Source organism: Caecibacteroides pullorum, from assembly GCF_019239235.1.
GTDB classification, from domain to species: domain Bacteria; phylum Bacteroidota; class Bacteroidia; order Bacteroidales; family Bacteroidaceae; genus Bacteroides; species Bacteroides pullorum.
On the sequence record NZ_JAAZTS010000018.1, the window covers coordinates 25,390 to 43,439 of the forward strand.

General features: G+C 50.6%; 11 protein-coding genes and 1 pseudogene. 4 read left to right on the forward strand and 8 right to left on the reverse strand.

What is annotated here, in order from left to right:
- Positions 1 to 262: 262 nt before the first annotated feature.
- Positions 263 to 1,780: a 2,3-bisphosphoglycerate-independent phosphoglycerate mutase gene (gene gpmI / locus HF894_RS11280; RefSeq protein WP_204969278.1), complete on the reverse strand. Its 1,518-nt coding sequence runs from the start codon at positions 1,778 to 1,780 to the stop codon at positions 263 to 265.
- A gap of 321 nt (positions 1,781 to 2,101) precedes the next feature.
- On the opposite strand from gpmI, the gene HF894_RS11285 reads away from it, so the two are divergent.
- A complete protein-coding gene (locus HF894_RS11285) occupies positions 2,102 to 4,324 on the forward strand; it encodes a TlpA family protein disulfide reductase (RefSeq protein WP_204972441.1) in 2,223 nt (740 codons plus the stop codon).
- A gap of 229 nt (positions 4,325 to 4,553) precedes the next feature.
- Entirely contained in the window at positions 4,554 to 5,480 is a 927-nt protein-coding gene (locus HF894_RS11290) for a magnesium transporter CorA family protein (RefSeq protein WP_075318423.1), read from the forward strand.
- Between the two features lie 4 nt (positions 5,481 to 5,484).
- Here HF894_RS11290 and HF894_RS11295 read toward each other — a convergent pair whose 3' ends face one another.
- Complete coding sequence (locus tag HF894_RS11295) at positions 5,485 to 6,090, reverse strand: ribonuclease HII (protein WP_021848112.1); 606 nt, start codon at positions 6,088 to 6,090, stop codon at positions 5,485 to 5,487.
- 112 nt (positions 6,091 to 6,202) lie between these two features.
- Between HF894_RS11295 and HF894_RS15190 the strand changes: the two are divergent.
- Together HF894_RS15190 and HF894_RS11300 are read left to right on the forward strand one after the other, a co-directional pair.
- A pseudogene (locus HF894_RS15190) lies at positions 6,203 to 6,427 on the forward strand (LysO family transporter); the annotation flags it as partial.
- A 75-nt stretch (positions 6,428 to 6,502) separates the two neighbouring features.
- Positions 6,503 to 7,102, forward strand: coding sequence for a lysine exporter LysO family protein (locus tag HF894_RS11300; RefSeq protein WP_072546782.1), 600 nt, complete (start codon positions 6,503 to 6,505; stop codon positions 7,100 to 7,102).
- A 638-nt stretch (positions 7,103 to 7,740) separates the two neighbouring features.
- Here the strand turns inward: HF894_RS11300 and HF894_RS11305 are convergent.
- The 6 genes from HF894_RS11305 to HF894_RS11330 are packed head-to-tail and all read right to left on the reverse strand — an operon-like array spanning position 7,741 to position 17,913.
- Positions 7,741 to 9,870 carry a glycoside hydrolase family 97 protein gene (locus HF894_RS11305; RefSeq protein WP_394369847.1) on the reverse strand — a complete coding sequence of 710 codons (2,130 nt, stop codon included), beginning with the start codon at positions 9,868 to 9,870 and terminating at the stop codon, positions 7,741 to 7,743.
- 33 nt (positions 9,871 to 9,903) lie between these two features.
- On the reverse strand, positions 9,904 to 11,319 hold the full coding sequence (locus tag HF894_RS11310) for an alpha-galactosidase (protein WP_246593226.1): 1,416 nt from the start codon (positions 11,317 to 11,319) through the stop codon (positions 9,904 to 9,906).
- Positions 11,320 to 11,325: 6 nt separating this feature from the next.
- Positions 11,326 to 12,654, reverse strand: a complete 1,329-nt coding sequence (locus HF894_RS11315; protein WP_022019551.1) for an alpha-galactosidase — start codon at positions 12,652 to 12,654, stop codon at positions 11,326 to 11,328.
- Positions 12,655 to 12,678: 24 nt separating this feature from the next.
- A complete protein-coding gene (locus HF894_RS11320; protein WP_072546621.1) occupies positions 12,679 to 13,137 on the reverse strand; it encodes a SusF/SusE family outer membrane protein in 459 nt (152 codons plus the stop codon).
- 28 nt (positions 13,138 to 13,165) lie between these two features.
- Positions 13,166 to 14,905 (reverse strand): RagB/SusD family nutrient uptake outer membrane protein, encoded by a 1,740-nt coding sequence (locus HF894_RS11325; RefSeq protein WP_072546620.1) that lies wholly within the window; start codon positions 14,903 to 14,905, stop codon positions 13,166 to 13,168.
- A 23-nt stretch (positions 14,906 to 14,928) separates the two neighbouring features.
- Complete coding sequence (locus HF894_RS11330) at positions 14,929 to 17,913, reverse strand: SusC/RagA family TonB-linked outer membrane protein (RefSeq protein WP_204972449.1); 2,985 nt, start codon at positions 17,911 to 17,913, stop codon at positions 14,929 to 14,931.
- Between the last annotated feature and the right edge of the window lie 137 nt (positions 17,914 to 18,050).

Below are 18,050 nucleotides of genomic sequence, written 5' to 3' on the forward strand. Positions count from 1 at the left end.
ATCAAATATATATCAGTTTATTTTAGTTTATAATAAATAAACTCTCAGTTTAATGCTGATAAACTGACAGTTTAAACGTACTAAACTGGTAGTTTAAACGGAGTAAACTGACAGTACAAAGGCTTTAAACTGACAGTACAAACGGAGTAAACAGTGCCCCTCGTGAAGGAAGACATTCCTTAAAAATACAAAGGCAGACAGAAGGAATCTTTTCATCAGCACCTTCTGCCTGCCCTCTATTCATTTATATTCTTCCGAATAATTACTTAATCAGATCCTTACCGGTCATCTCAGCAGGCTGAGGCATGCCGAGGATGTGGAGGATGGACGGAGCTACGTCGGCCAGCACACCGTTCTCTACCTTAGCATCCTTGTTGTCCGTCACGTAAACGAAGGGCACAGGGTTCAGCGAGTGAGCGGTGTTGGGTGTACCGTCGGCGTTCAGAGCGTGGTCGGCATTACCGTGGTCGGCGATGATGATCACCTCATAACCGTTGGCCTTGGCAGCCTCAACGGTATCCTTCACGCAGTTGTCGATGGCTACAACGGCCTTCTCGATAGCCTCGTAGATACCCGTGTGGCCCACCATGTCGCCGTTGGCGTAGTTCACCACGATGAAGTCGTACTTCTGTGTACCGATAGCCTCAACCAGCTTGTCCTTCACTTCGTAAGCGCTCATCTCAGGCTTCAGGTCGTACGTAGCAACTTTCGGAGAAGGAACGAGGATACGGTCTTCGTTGGCATACGGAGTTTCGCGGCCACCGTTGAAGAAGAAGGTTACGTGTGCATACTTCTCTGTCTCGGCGATGTGCAGCTGCGTCTTGCCGTTGTTGGCCAGGTATTCGCCCAGTGTGTTCTGTACGTTCTCCTTGTCGAAGAGGATGTGTACGCCAGTGAACGAAGCGTCGTACGGCGTCATGCAGTAGTATTGCAGACCAGGGATGGTGTGCATGCCCTGCTCCGGCATATCCTGCTGGGTCAGTACGATAGTCAACTCTTTAGCGCGGTCGTTGCGGTAGTTGAAGAAGATCACTACATCGCCTTCCTTGATGGTGCCGTCGAAAGCGCCATTTACGATGGGTTTGATGAACTCGTCCGTCACGCCGTCGTCATACGACTCCTGCATGGCCTGTACCATGTCGGTAGCCACGCGACCCTGTCCGTTGACAAGCAGGTCGTATGCCTGTTTCACACGCTCCCAACGTTTGTCGCGGTCCATAGCATAGAAACGGCCCACGATGCTGGCAATGCGGCCGGCCGACTGTGCACAATGGGCAGTCAGCTGTTCGATGAAGCCCTTACCACTCTTCGGGTCGGTATCACGGCCATCCATGAAGCAGTGAATGAACGTCGTATCCTGCAGGCCATATTCCTTGGCGATGTCGCAGAGCTTGAACAGGTGGTCGAACGAAGAGTGAACGCCGCCGTTCGAAGTCAGACCCATGAAGTGGATGTTCTTGCCATTCTCCTTCGCATAAGAGAAAGCAGAGATGATTTCCTTATTCTTCAGGATACTTCCATCGGCACAAGCGCGGTTGATCTTCACGAGGTCCTGATAAACGATACGGCCCGCACCGATGTTCAGGTGACCTACTTCAGAGTTACCCATCTGACCGTCGGGCAAACCTACGTTCTCGCCGCTCGCCTGGAGCTGTGAGTGCGGATAGTTGGCCAGCAGACTGTCCCAGTAAGGCGTGGGAGTGTTGAAGATCACGTCGTCCTTCTGATGGTCGCCACAACCCCAACCATCGAGAATCATTAAAAGAGCTTTCTTTGCCATAATGCTTAAAGTATTTAAAGTTTGAATCTGTCTTATTTCTTTTCGCCCGCAAAGTTACAAAAAAAGATGCGTATCTGAGGGATTAATCTATGTTAAGTTGGCAAAGAAACCTGCTTTCGCTACTCTTATCTTATCCGCACCCTCTCAGTAAGTTTTACCCCGCAGCATCCGATGCTACGGCCTCTTTCCTGCACGAAGAACAAAAGAAATATCAATCTTCACATCATTTTCCTACACGAGATTTTTCATCTATCTGCCTTTTTTTTACCTTTGTACGAAACTTAAGTAGATACGACCAATACTGATATCACCATGAATCCAATGAAAAAAATCTTTTGCAGTCTTTTGTTTCTTTTGTCGGGACTCCTGCTAACGGCACAAACCATCGAGAACCCCACGTTCAAGGCCCGCAATGGCAGCATCCGTAACATCACCCGCATCGAACGGACGCCCGAGTGTACCAAAGTCTATATCCACGCCATTTTCCGCCCGCACTGGTGGATTATGGAAGACGGCGACAGCTATCTGGAAGATGCCGCCACCGGCAAACGCTACGCACAAACGGGAGCCGAAGGCATCCAGCTGAAAGAAAAAATCGTCATGCCCGACTCGGGTACAACGGACTTCGTCCTGCTATTCGAGCCGCTGCCGGCGGATGTACAGACCATCCACCTCATCGCCCCCAACAGCACGGAAAGCAACACCTACGACATCTCGCTCGTCCCCTCTCCCAAGGATAAGCAGCCCTTGAAGTCGGTGGAAGGCAACTGGTTTGCCGACGACACACAAGGCCGATGGGCGTATGGCATCTACGACTCACTCGTCATCGCAAACAACCGCCTGTACGACCTGAAGGAATGCCGCAAGAAAGGCAAACGGCTGATACTGGCTGCACAAAGCCGCGCCGACGGCTCTTCCGTAACGCTGCAGCTGACACCCCGCAAGGATGGTTCCTGCCTCATTGCCCTTGAGGGCGACGAAGCACAACGTTACGTCCGCACCCGTCCCGCCGCCCCCGCCGTAGAAGCCGACGAGGGCTACGACGAAGACTTCTTCCGTCGCGACAGCGTCTGGCTGCAAGGCTACGTGGACGGCTACGATCCGCGGCTGGAATTCGACAGCGGCATTCTCTATCTGGAGAACGAAATCAGCCGGCAGGACTATCCCACGGTTGTTCCCATCCGCCCCGACGGCAGTTTCCAGTGTAAGTTCGTCCTGCAACATCCCGTCTGCCAGGACCTGGTCATTCACAACAACTGGATTCCCTTCTATGCCGAACCGGGCGACACCATCACCCTCTATCTGGACTGGGAAGACCTCTTGGCACGCAGCCGTGCACGCGACAGCTTCTTCCCGCTCTCCCATACCGCCTACATGGGGAAGAAAGCCGGCCTCTCATACCTCGCCATGACACTGAGCCAACACTTCAACTATCCCTACGACAAACTGATGAAGGCACAGAAGACGCTGACGCCCGCCCAATTCCAAGAGCAGCTGCAGCCTACCATAGCCCAATGGCAGCAACAGGCCGACTCCCTCTGCCGGCTCTACGCACCTTCAAAGAAAGCCGTTCAGCTGACACGCAACCAGATAGCCATGCAGACGGGATACACGTATCTGGAGTACCAGACGAGCCGCAGCTACTACGCCCGGCAGGACAGCACCAACCAGGCCTTGAAAGTGCAGCCCGACGCCTCCTACTACAGTTTCCTGAAGGAGATACCACTGAACGAACCGTCCCTATTGGCCAACAGATACATCAGCGTCTTCATCAACCGCTTCGAATACATGGACCCGCTCAATGCGGCCTACAAAGTTTATGCACGGCTGCCGAACACTGAGACCTTCAAAGCCCTGCCCGACGACGAAAAACGCATCCTGCTTCAAACAGCGATAAGCGAGGCCAAAGACAGCATCGCCGGCAGCCTGTGCGGCACAGCCTCGCCTTTGCTTTGGCAGGTGGCCCGCGTGAGAGATCTGCGCTACACCTTGCCCGAAATGCAGAACCGCCGGGACGCCGAACGCCTCATCGGCCGGTTGGAGCAAACCGTCACCCACCCCTATCTGCAAGCCACGGCCCGCGAGATGCTGGATGAGCTGTGCCCCGAAACGGAGCAGGCTTCATACCGGCTGCCCGAAGGGAAAGCCACCGACATCTTCCGCCGCATCATAGCCCCCCATGCGGGCAAGGTGCTGTTCGTCGACTTCTGGGCCACCACCTGCGGTCCCTGCCGGGGAGGCATACAGGCGACGGCCGACCTGCGCAAACAATACCGCAACCACCCCGAATTCCAGTTTGTCTACATCACCAGCGAAAACGAATCGCCCGAGAAATCCTATACAGACTATGTGGAGAAGCACCTGAAAGGCGAAGCCTGCTACCGCCTGTCGGACACGGAATACAAGTACATGCGCCAGCTCTTCCAGTTCAACGGCATTCCGCATTACGTAGTGGTGGAGAAGGACGGCAGTATCTCTACCGAGGAGGTGGGTACCCACAACCTGGCCGACTTCCTGAAACGGCGCTTCGGGGACAAACAATGAAACCGACAGCAGCACCGTAAAATCGAAACAAAACCTAAAAAACAGAATCGGAGGCACCGCAAATGCCTCCGATTTTCTATCTTTGCCCCGCAAAAAAAAAATTGAGAACAACAGATATGGACGATTCCAATCCACGAACGTGTAACAACAGTATGAATCCCTAACCGCGGACGGAGAACTTCTGCATCGCCAGCCTCCGTACGCAACCAAAGAAAGGAGGCCTTAACCGATGAGAAAGTATCTCTACAGCGAAAACGGTTTCGTTGAGAAACCTCTGTGGGCGCCCAATTGCTGGGTAAACGTAGAATGCCCCGACCACGACGATTTCCAGTTCCTCACCCGCGAGCTGAACGTTCCCGAATCTTTCCTCGAAGACATTGCCGACGCCGACGAACGGCCCCGTACCGAAACCGAAGGTAACTGGTTGCTCACCATCCTGCGCATCCCCATGCAGAGCAGCAACCCGCAGATTCCCTTCATCACCGTGCCCATCGGCATCATCACCAACAACGACATCATTGTCTCCGTCTGCTATCACCGTACGGAACTGCTTCCAGACTTCATCCAGCATACGCGCCGCAAGAACATCTGCGTGAACAACAAGTTGGAACTGATTCTGCGCCTCATCTACTCCTCGGCCGTATGGTTCCTGAAGTACCTGAAGCAGATCAACAACGAAGTGGCCAACGCCGAAAAAGAACTGGAAAAGAGTATCCGCAACGAAGACCTGCTGCGCCTGATGAAGCTCCAGAAAACGCTCGTTTACTTCGACACCTCCATCCGTGGCAACGAGGTACTGATAGGCCGTCTGAAGAACATCTTCCAGAACACCGGTATGCTGGACATGGAGCTGCTGGACGACGCCGTCATCGAACTGCGCCAGGCCTACAACACGGTGAACATCTACAGCGACATCCTCACTGGCACAATGGATGCTTTTGCTTCCATCATCTCGAACAACGTGAACGACATCATGAAACGCATGACGAGCCTCAGCATCACACTGATGATACCCACTGTAATCGCCAGTTTCTACGGCATGAACGTAGACATCCATCTGGATTCGTTCCCCCATGCTTTCCTGTTCATCGTACTACTGTCAGCAGCCATCTCGGCAGGGACATTCGTGTGGTTCAGGCGAATCAAGTGGTTCTGATATCTCAACCGAAGTCCAGGGAGAGCTGGCCGTCACCCAGCAAGTTGAACGACAAACGATGATAGGGCGTCGTGCCATGCTCAGCAATGGCGGCACGATGCTCTTTCGTGGGATAGCCCTTATTGCGGTTCCATCCGTAGCAGGGGAATTCTTCGTGCAAGCGGTTCATGTAGTCGTCGCGGTAGGTCTTGGCCAAGATGGACGCGGCAGCGATAGAAAGATACTTGCCATCGCCTTTCACTACCGTGGTATGGGGAATATCTGGATACTTGCGGAAACGGTTGCCGTCGATGAGTAAGTGCTGCGGACGAACAATGAGCTGGTCGATGGCACGATGCATGGCCAAGAACGAAGCGTTTAAGATATTGATTTCATCAATTTCCTGCGGCGAAACGACACCGACAGCCCATGCTACGGCTTCACGTTCGATAACCTCGCGCAAGGCGTAGCGCTGATGCTCGGTCAATTGTTTGGAGTCGTTGAGCAGGTCGTTACGAAAATCCTTCGGCAGGATGACAGCAGCGGCATAGACAGCTCCAGCCAGGCAACCGCGACCGGCTTCATCGCAACCACCCTCCGTCAGATCGGTATTCAGATAGGGAAGTAACATGGTCTTATAATCTTTTTACACAACGCAAAGATAAGAGGAAGCTGACAAAATATTGTTATCTTTGCCCCGTTTTTCAAAAGAATAATAAAAGATGTTCACAGTCATAGGACTCATGCTGACGGGAATGGTTGCCGGTTTTCTGCTACGCAGACACCGTTTAAAGGGCATCCAGCGTTTCATCACCATCCTCATCTGGCTATTGCTCTTCCTGCTGGGCGTAGAGGTAGGAGGCAACAAAGATATCATACAAGGCCTGCACACCATCGGGCTGGAAGCCATCCTGCTGACAATAGGCGGCACACTGGGCAGTGTAACAGCGGCCAAACTGTTGTGGCACATGCTCAACAGACACAAAAAAGCACAAGAGCAGACTTCTTCCGATGCGACAAAGGGTAGCGGCAACCTGCAAGCCCTGAAAGGCAGCCTTGTCATTGTCATCTTTTTCGTTCTGGGAATCATCAGCAGCTTATTCCATATCCTGCCTGCACAACCGGGCAGCCACATCAGCTTCTACGCCCTCTGCGCACTGATGACCAGCGTGGGCATCAGCGTCGGCAACGATCCCCAAACACTGAAAAACTTCCGCACGCTCAACCCGCGACTTATCTTCCTCCCCGTCATGACCATTGTGGGCACACTGGCGGGCACAGCCGTTATAAGCCTGCTGCTGACCCACCGCAGCCTCACCGACTGCCTGGCCATAGGTTCCGGCTTCGGCTACTACTCACTGTCGAGCATCTTCATCACTGAATACCGCGGAGCCGAACTGGGCACCATAGCCCTGCTGGCCAACATCAGCCGCGAAATCATTACCCTACTGGCAGCACCACTGTTGGTACGCTGGTTCGGGCGTCTGGCACCCATTTCGGCCGGAGGTGCCACCACAATGGACACCACGCTTCCCATCATCACCCGCACTTCGGGACAAGAGTTTGTCGTAGTGTCCATCTTCCACGGGTTCACGGTGGACTTCAGTGTACCATTCCTCGTAACGTTGTTCTGTTCACTTTAAAAGCACCCCACAACATCCACCGATAGGAAAACATAGTATATTTTCATCGGGGGAAAGGAATAATTTGCATCTAAACATCCAATACTTTACACCGCAAAAGGTAATGCGCCGCCACAACTCTTCACACCACTAAATAGAGCTAAAGGCTACTCTTAGTCGATTATCTCGGAGAATACTAACAAGTATCAAACGAAAACATTATAGGCAGGGGCAATATTTCGCTTCAGCCATTATGACTAAAAACAGGAAACACACAAAAATACGAATAAAACCAGAGACAATCCACAGTAGTTTACAGCCAACTTGGCAAGAGTTAACTCGCAGCATGATAACAGTTAGTTCACAGCATGGTATCAGTTTACTCCTTGGTTACGACTTTCCTAAGCCATGCAAGTATCCGTCAAATGGAATTCAATTGTCTATACATTTCCATAAACAACAAAAAACGGACGGTTCGAAAAGCATTTCTTGCCATATTTAAACAAAAAGAGATGCTTCACAAACCATCCAGGGGGAATATTTAACAAATTCAAAATAAGCAATCGTACAATCCACATTACTAACCATCTACCCCACTTGCACGAACAAGAGAAAAAGAGCAAGAACACAAACGATTGCTTCCTCCTATAGTAGGAAGATTATTGAGGCCGTATACTGATGGCATATCCACCACCTGCCGCCGTCCAAATCTTCAGTTTCGTCTTAGGAGACACTTTCTTAGTACTGATGACATAGTTTTGAGGATTCTCTTTATAATGAGCATCTTTACCGTCCTGATAGATGATCGCCACATACTTGCCTGCCGGCAAGAAATTGAGGTTAATGACCGAAATACGGGGTTGTTCACCGTTGGTACCGCCCACAAACCACAAATCTTTTCCTTTGGCCTTGCGTGCCACGGTGACATACTCCATCGGTTCAGCCTCCAGATACCAGCTTTGATCCCAATCCACTTCCACGTCTTTAATGAATTGGAAGGCATCCATAAACCGTTCGTAGGTTTCGGGTAGGTCGGCTGCCATCTGCAACGGGCTCGACATGCTGACGTACAGCGAGAGCTGGTTGCACAACGTTGTGTTTACCCACGAAGAGTTGTTGGGGTTGTACTTCTTTATGTCGTTTTCAAACAGGCCGGGGGTGTAGTCCATGGGGCCGCCTATCAGTCGTGTGAAGGGCAGGATGGCCGTGTGGCCGGGCTTGCTGCCTCCGAAAGCCTGATACTCGGAACCGCGCGCCGACTCGTTGCCGATAAGGTTGGGATAAGTGCGGCACAAGCCGGTGGGGCGCACGGCTTCGTGGGCGTTGACCATAATCTTGTATTCGGCCGCTTTCTTCACGGCATACAGGTAGTGGTTCACGTGCCATTGGTTGTAGTGGTTCTGTCCGGGAGGAATGATGTTGCCCACATAGCCGCTCTTCACGGCGTCGTAGCCGTTTTCTTTCATAAAGCGGTAGGCCTCGTCCATGCGGCGCTCGTAGTTGCGGATGGAAGACGAGGTCTCGTGGTGCATAATCATCTTGATGCCTTTCTGCCTGGCATAGTCGCGGATGCCCGGCAGGTCGAAATCGGGATACGGCGTCACGAAGTCGAACACTTCGTCCTTGGCGTTGCCGAACCAGTCTTCCCAACCGATGTTCCATCCTTCCACCAACAGGGCGTCGAAGCCGTGTTTTGACGCGAAATCAATGTACCGCTTCACGTTTCCGGTTGTGGCGCCATGGCGTCCGTGGGGTTTCAGTTTGGCATAGTCTGTCTGGCCCAAGTGGATGTTGGGCGCATCGTAAGTGTAGCTCCACTCGCTCTTGCCGGTAATCATTTCCCACCAGACGCCCATGTACTTGCAGGGCTTTATCCAGGATGTATCTTCCAGCTTGCAGGGCTCGTTCAGGTTCAGCGTGACGCGCGAAGCGAGGATGTCGCGGGCGTCGTCGCTGACAATGACCGTACGCCAAGGCGTGCGGCAGGCCGATTGCATGTAAGCCTTGTCGCCGTTGGGGTAGGGCGTAAGCCAGGAGGTAAAGACAAAGTTCTTGTCGTCCAGGTCGAGGTGCATGCACGGATAGTCCACCAGAGCGGCTTCGTGCAGGTTGATGTACAGGCCGTCGTCGCTCTTCAGCATCAGGGCCGTCTGTACGCCGGTGGGCGAGAAGCTGGTTTGCGACAGGTTGCCGGTGATAGAACCTGTCATTAGGCCACGTATCTCGCTCAGGCGACTACGTGTGTAGTCATACTCCTGCGTGTCGTAATCACCTGGAATCCACCAAGCAATGTGGTCGCCTGTCATAGCAAACTGCGTACATTCGTCGGTGATGACAAAATAGCTCAGGTTACGCTGTTGCGGAAACTCGTAACGGAAGCCCAAGGCGTGGTCGAATACACGGAAACGGATGTTCATCAGCCGCTTGGAAGAGGTTTGCTCCAGTTCCACCAGCAGCTCTTTGTGATGGTCGCGTATTTCGTTCTCTTCGCCCCACACGGGTTTCCACGTCTCGTCTTTCTCGCTTTGGGATGCTTTCACCAGCCTGAAATAATCTACCAGGGCCGTGCCGTCCTTCAGCCGGAAGCCCATCCCGCTGGGTTTGACCACATCCTTGCCTTTATATTGCAACGAATAGCGGGGCGCTCCTCCTTCGCCCAGTTCGAAACGGAGGGTCAGGTTTCCGTCGGGCGACGTGACCGACTGTACTGTGCTTTCTTGTGCCTGTGCCAGTAAGCCCATGAAAGAGGCTGACAAGGCCAGGCAGATGGTTTTGAAAAAAGGTCTCATGTTGTTTGGTTTAAAATGATTACTCAAGATACGTTATTTCTTACTCAGTTTTACTATTTTGCAACCATGCGGAGGCAGCTCCACTTCCAGTCGCGAGGCTTCGCCTTCGTCGGTGTGTGTCCATAAGTCGCGCACGTCCATGCTGCCTTCGATGCCCAGCTCGGCAAACTCCACAGAACGTTTCTGCCTGCTGTCTTCGCGGTTGAAGAGCCCCAACACCCAATCGCCGTCAGAGAGTTGCCCGTACCATATCTGGCTTCGGCTGTCCCAGCGGTCGGCGGCAAGCGGCTTCCCGACAAAGCGGTCGGCGTTCAAGGCCAGCAGTTCGCTGTTCTGGTAGAAGCGGAGGTTGTCGCCTATCGTGTGATACTGGTCGGCCACGGTCACGGGGCCTCCGGCCATCAGTTGCAACGAGATGACCGACTGTTTCTCCTCGTCCGTGCCGAAGGTGTTCAGGCGGATAAAGTCACCGTCCAGAATCACGCCGTTCCGTCCGCTCACATCGGAGAAGTGGAGAAATCCGTCGAACATGTTCATGCTTGCGGGCCAGGAGCCGTAAATCTTCCCCCGTTCGTTGGCAGAGAAATGTCCCCACCCTCCATCGCCCGTATCGGCCACGATGCGCACCATGTTGCCGTAGCGTTTCTCCAGGTCGGCATGGTCGAACAGGTGAGGCATGACCAATGAAGTAAACACGCCGTACTTTTGTGCCGATTCGCAGATGTACTGCAAGGCCAGCCGATAGGTCTCGCGTCCGTAGCCACGCCCCACGACGCCCATTGAACGGTCTTGCCCGTTTTCATACCAGCTCAGGAAATCAATGCGGATGTAATCCACCCCCATTTCCGAAAAATGCTTGAAGAATCCGTCAATGTATTCCTTGGCGCCCTTATGTGAAGCTACCACCCAGCTGAACCAAGTGTCGTCATGCCCGGAATTATCTATCTTATCGCCCGACTTGTATTTTAGATCGCCAAAGGTCACGTCCGTGCCCGGTATCGGGGTATCGTCGGGTCCGTGCAGCCACAAGGGGTTGTCGTAGACGCCCACTTTCAGACCCTTTGCCCTGCATCTGGCAATGAGCTCCTCCAGCGGCATGCTTCCATAACGGGTCATATATCCCGATTCATCGTCGGCTATCATCGGAATGAATCCGTCGGTGCATATCATGTCGTATCCGTAAGGCTTCAGGTCGCGTGCCACCCAGTCGATGATGTTGTCCCATTCGTCCGGGCTGATGTCCATATCCTCATTGGCCACTCCGTTCTTGCTCTGGTTCCAGCAATATTCGTACACACTCCAGTACAACGGGGCTTTGTAGACGTGAATGTCCGTTTCAGGCTCCTGCGGCTCCTGCAAAGAACCGCTTCCAGAATCCTGGCATCCTCCTAAAAGGAATGCCAGGACTATCATCAAAATACCCATATTGAAAACTGTTGCCAATTTCATCCCTAATTACTTTGTTATACGTATTACTTGGCAACTGTGAGGCTCTAACGTCACAGCATAGGAGCCTTCCATAGCGCCCAAGTCCTGATGTGTCCAGAGGTCGCGCACATTTCCCGCTTTTCCCGTTTCGATGCCCAGTTCTTTCCCGAAATCGATGCGGTATTCGTCCGCTGCATCTTCACGGTTGAAAAAAGCGACAATCCAATCGCCGCAAGGCAATTTCCCAATCCAGCGGGAACTGTCTTTGCTCTTGACATCCCGGGACAACGGTTGGGCACAGAAGCCAGCCTTGTTCAGTTCTATCAGCTCCTTGTTCCGATAGACCTCCAAGCACTCCTCCGTCGCCGTGTCAAACTGGTCTGAAACGGCCAGCGCAGACCCTGTGACAACCATCAACGAGAACAGGAAACGGCGTTCGTCCACATCGGCCATAGTGTTCATGCGCATAAAATCTCCGTCCATAATCAACCGGCCGGGGGCCGCTATGTCAGAGAATCCGATGAAGCCATCGAACGCATTGCCGTATTGCGGCCAGTTTTCCTGACGTTCGCCCCTCCGGCGTCCACTCACAAAGTCCCATCCGCCTTTGAAGCAATCGTCACTGATGCGTATCATGTCGCCATACGGTATTTCGTTCTTGCCGTGACTGAAACAGTTGGGCATCACCAGGCTGATGAAAATCTCATCGCCTGCTTCCTCCTTAATCCATTTCAAGGCTTGCACGTATTTGTCCGAACCGTAGTTCCGCTCGTAATTCTCCAGGAAGTCGATGCGCAGGTAAGTGGCCCCTAAGTCGATGAAATGACGCACATATCCCTTTATCCACTGCTCGGCTCCGGGACGGGCGGTATCCACCCAATACAAATCGGCGTTGAAACTGTTCTTCCCCACGATTTGGCGGGCGGTGGTTTCCGCGCCTGCCACCGGACAGTCTTGCTCCCACGCGGCACGTGTCAGCCACATCGGGTTGTAGTAGACGCCGAACTTCATCCCTTTGCCACGGATGTAATCACTCCAATAGCTGAAGTCATGCTGCCAATCACTGTTGTACTTGGTGATGTATCCGTTGGCATCTATCGTTTGCGCCTGTTCTATCCACCCGTCAGTGCATATCATATCGTAGCCATACGCTTTCAGATGCGTGTCCATCCAATCGATGTTTTTCTTGTAACGGTCTTCGGGCAGAGGCCGGTTGTTGTCGTAGCAATACTCGTAGGCCATCCAATACATCGGACCGCTGCCCTTGCGGGTAAACTTGCTGTCGCGGGAGTGGACGGGGAGGAAGTTTGCCAGAAGCAAACTTCCCAATAAGAATAGTCTAAAAACGAAGTTCATATACCATACAAATCGTTTTAGTAATTATTCGCCCAAATAAGATGCCGAGATGGTCCAGTTGCGCAGGTCGAAGGTCAGATTGTAGGTTCCCGCAGCGGTAACCTTCCACTTCAAATCTTCGCCTCCGGCGTACATCAAGAATACTTCGGCATTGATGCCGCTCTGGTTTATCTCACGTCCTTGCGTAATAGGATGTACGAACGGTGCATCCCAACTGCCCGTCACCAAGCAGCATTTCAACTCGCCGGTGTTCAGATGCCCTTCATACACGAAAATCAACGGATCAGCTTCCGTCGGTGTCAAAGCCGTAGGGTTGCTGATATCCCACCCTGCTGGAGTGGCATCGCCTACCATGTAAAACGTTTCGGTTTTAATCGGCAGATTTCCTTCGATGACAATCAAGTCTTTTTCTCCTTCGCAACCAGCCAAGGCTATGGTCAGCAGCAACACGGCTGCTTGTACAAAATGATATAGCTGTTTCATAAGAATAAGCCTTTTTTAGTTATAAAATTTATTTGTCGTATCCAGGATTTTGCTTCAAATTATGATTAGCATTCAGCACGTCGCGCGTAATGGCAAAAATCTCGGTATGATTATCGGAATCAGCCTCCTTATCCCACCAACATCCACTGTTGAACTGTCCGAAACGGATAAGATCAATGCGGCGGCGTCCTTCAGCAAAGAACTCGCGTCCCCACTCATCCAGCAATTCGCTCTCAGTAAGTTGGGCTTGTCCTTCGGGTGCATAAAGGTTACGTGTCCAGCTTTCCGCCGGATAGTTGCGCTTGCGCACACTGTTCAATAACTTGGCCGCTCCCTCTACATCACCTTGGCGGAATTTGCATTCAGCCAATGAGTAGACAATCTCAGCCAGGCGGATTTCAGTAAAGTCAGATTCCATCTGCTGGTCATCTTCGTCACTATAGAAAGGATACTTACAGAAGTGCCATCCTGAATTGTGATCGCCCGTTGTGAGGTTACTGGTCTTGTCGTCTGGATACTGTCCTTCGGGAAGTCCGTGGAACTTTCCAACGGCATCGCGGATACACAAATCATAATCTGAATTAGGAGAAGGTACATACTTCAGTTCACCGTTTTCATCCGTGTAGGGCAGTTTGCCGTAAAGGAACATTCCTTCACGAGTATTATTGCCCAAGTTCCTATACAATTTCAAACGTTCATCTTCAGGATATTTGCGGAACTTCTGGATAGGCATACCCAACGTGTACTCATACAAATTGCCACTCAAGTCATAGCTGGGTGAAGCAGCATACTTACAGTTATGATCACCCGCCTTTGCCTTGGAGTCGTTGAAGTAGAAACGGATGCGCGCCGGCACAGTCCACCAATAGGTATCGCCTTGATAGTGCCAATAAGAGTAGCCCTGTGATGCAGGGAATCCAAAGATGACTTCGTCGCATGTCTCGTTATTCCAATCGAACGGAGCATCCCAAGTGGCAGCCAATTCGTACTTGCCATACTTGCCGTCCAAGATTTCCTGAGCGTAAGTGGCACAATCGGCATAGCGGTTTTCGTCGATATAGGTCTCTGCATTGAGGTAAAGCCGTACCAACAAAGAGGCAGCCGCTGCTTTGGTCCATTGTCCCTGAATACCTTGATTACCTCCCAACGTCTCTTTCGTGGTCAGCAAATTCAAGCATTCTTTCAGCTCCGTCTCAATGAATTCAAAAATGACTTTCGGCTCTACTTGCCCTTCAGAGTTCAACGATACATCATTGAAGCTTACTGCCAACGGGACGTTGCGGAAAGCATCCAATAATCTCAGGTAAAACCAAGCTCGTAATGCTCGGCACTGTGCCTTGAGGTTGTTGAACTCGTCATCCGTAAAACCAAATTTCTCGGGCGATAACGAACTGAGGTCTTCAATCACATAGTTGGCCTGCATGATACCTTGGAAACATCCGTTCCATTCAGTCTGTGCATCGCCGTCTTCAATCGTCCACGTATGGTAATGCAAACGGCGCCAGCGCCCTCCGTCATCCCACCAACCGTCACGCGTCGGTGTTATCAACTGATCGGCCGAGAGTTCGTTCAAAACATGTCGAGACTGTATGCTCCAGAAAGCATGTTCAAAAGGACGGAATGTAGCACGTACCACATCCATCTGGGTATTGTAATAGTTCTGGGAACCCACTTGGTCGTAAAGGGTTTCATCCAAATTGGTGCAACCGGTTGCAAACACGGTAGCTAATGCCGTTGCGGCTATATATATCTTTTTTAAGACTTTCATATTCTTATTAATTTTAAGGAATCTTAGAAATCAATCTGCACACCTACAATAAACTGGCGGCTCGACGGATAGTAACTGCGCGAACCGGTACCCCCCGGATTCAGTCCGTTTACCTGATAGGTAGAAGGATCTACACCACTAAATTTAGTGAAAGTCAACAGGTTCTTCCCGGTACCATAAACACGTAATTTCTTCAGGTATTTCCATTGAGGATTGAAGGTATAGCCCAAAGTCAACATATCCAGCTTCACGTAATCGCCGCGCTCCAAGAAATAATCACTTACTACCGGGTTGGCAGTAATCTGTGCATTCTTCTCATAAGCTTTCTTCAGCACGTTACCAATGAAGCTCTTGGTGCCATAGTAAAAATCATGGATGTTAAAGATATCATATCCAAAAGCGCCACGGAAGAAAATGGAGAGGTCGAAATTCTTATAACGGAAATTATGAGTCATAGAGCCAGTAAACTTAGGAAGTCCGTTGCCTACAATCTGGCGGTCTTCATCCGTAGCCTGGTCGGCTTTAATCATATCTCCGTCCTTGTCATACACAATCCAGTTGCCCTGTTCATCGATACCGGCATATTTGAACATATAAAAGTTTCCTAAACGCTTCCCTTTCTCAATGCGCTGCAAGTAATGGAAAGGATAGGGATCCTCAGTACCCACTACGTCGTAGAAATCTTGTCCCACATATTCCGAGTTACTGAAATCAACAAACTCATTACCCATGGTCGAACCGACTACTGACACTGAATAATCAAAGTCTTTGGTCTTCACAGCATCCCAAGTAATATCTATTTCCAGACCAGTATTCTTCATTGTACCTACATTGACAAACGTTGTGTCAAACAAGTAGGGCGGAACCGACACTTTGTAATCACCCAACAAGTCTTGCTGACGACGGTTGAAGTAATTGATAGAACCGTACACTCGGTTCTTGAAGAGGGCAAAATCAATACCTATGTTCCAGTTCTTTCCTTTTTCCCATTTCAAATCAGGATTTACGTTCTTTGACGGACCCCATACCTGGAAATAGCGACCATTGTAATAGTAATAACCAAAAGACGACATTGTACTCAGTGACTTATAGCTGTCGAATTCTTGGTTTCCTGTTATACCGAAGTCACCGCGCAGCTTCAAATCATTAATCCAGTCAATACCCTTCATAAACGATTCTTCCGAAATACGCCATCCGAGTGAAATGGCCGGGAAGTTACCCCACTTGTTGTTAGCTCCAAACTTTGAAGAGCCTTCATGACGCAGTGAGGCTGTCATCAGATACTTGCCCTTGTAATCGTAACTGATACGGCCAAAGAATGCTATGAGTTTTGAATCATTCTTATAAGAGCCCATTCCCACTTCGCCTTCATCTTTAGCATATTCACCCGAGCCAATATTGTTGAATCCCAAACCATCGTTGGAAAAATCCTTGTTTGAAGCATTCAACCCGGAATATTGCGAATACTGGTAAGAATAACCGGCCATAGCCTTCAGGTTGTGGCCACCGAAAGATGTCTGGTAGTTAGTTATCCACTCCAACACGTGTTGGCGTTCCTTGCTATACGAGCGAGAAGCCTCTCCGTCACGTCCAGCATTTATACACAACGTACTGGTAGAAGGACGGAACCAGCCGTTAAAGTTGTCATATTGGTGATCGGCAAATGTGATTTGTGTGTTCAGCGAATGATTGCCGGTCTTGTCTTTCAGCAACAAAGGCAACAGGTTCAAACGGGCCGTAGCATCCCAGTCAAGCAACTTGGTTTCTCCTTTGTCTTCTTCCAAAGCCATCAGTTCCACAGGATTGTATCCTGCCGTCTGCCCTTGGAAGTTATAATATTTTGAAGGATCTTGAGGGTCACGAATTGGCGTGGTAGGATTGGCCTCAATAGCGTTGCGGAACACATCCCACGCTGCTTGGTCACGATAAGCGATACGTGGAGCGATGTTAACAGTAAACGTAAACAAGCCATCAGCCGTTGTATGGTTTAAAGAAGCACGTGCACCATATTCTTCACGCCCTGAACGAAGGTCGATACCGCGTGCATCGCGATAATCTGCACTTACACGATAGGAGGTACGGTCGTTTCCGCCACTTAAAGTCAGCGTATGCTGCATGCTAAATCCTGTCTGGCTTACGGCATCCAGCCAATCATCGTTACCCCCTAAATCATAACCTACCGATGAATCAGAACGCAAGTCGCGGTATTCTTGTGCAGTAAGCATATCCAGTTCTTTCTTCATCACATCGAACGAGAATGTGCCGGTATAAGATGTATGTATGCTGCCGTCCTTGCTACCTTTCTTAGTCGTAATCAGGATAACACCGTTGGAACCCCGTGTTCCATAAATAGCCGAAGCCGCGCCGTCTTTCAATATATCGAAACTGGCAATGTCATTTGGATTAAGATTTGTAAGATTACCTCCAGGCACACCGTCAATTACAATCAACGGGCCCAAACCTGCCGCACGCGACGAAACGCCACGTATCTGAATACTGGCTTGGTTGTTGGGGTCGCCCGCACCGGTATTGGTAATAGACACTCCGGGCACTTTGCCTTGAATCATCATGGTAGGGTCAATACTGCTCACGGCAAGAAAATCTTTTTGAGAAACGTGCGAAATGGCTGAAGTCAGTTCTTTCTTATCCATCGTACCATAGCCAATAACCACCACTTCGGCCAACATCTCAGTGTCTTCACCCAAGGCAATTTTCAGCTCTGTACGCCCATTCACCGGCACTTCAACAGTTTTGTAACCAATGTAGGACACTATCAGCACATCATTTTTGCCTACTCCCTCGAGCACAAACTGCCCGTCTAAATCAGTAATGCAACCTTTTGTTGTAGATTTAACTTGGATGTTTACTCCAGGAAGTGTTTCTTGAGTAGCTGCGTCTGTCACTACTCCCTTTACGCTTAATTGCTGCGCCCACGCAGTTTGAGCCAGTCCTCCAAGCACAAACAACAAGCATAATAAAAAACCCAGTTTACGGAATTTTCTTCTCATAGCTTTACATTTTAAAGTTAAACAATGTGGTTCATTTGTTTACATGCAAAGGTAGATAAGATGTCTTCCAAGAGCAACTAATTTAGGTCATTTTAATACTACTTCTTACATTGCGCCACTATAAATCAGCTAAATAC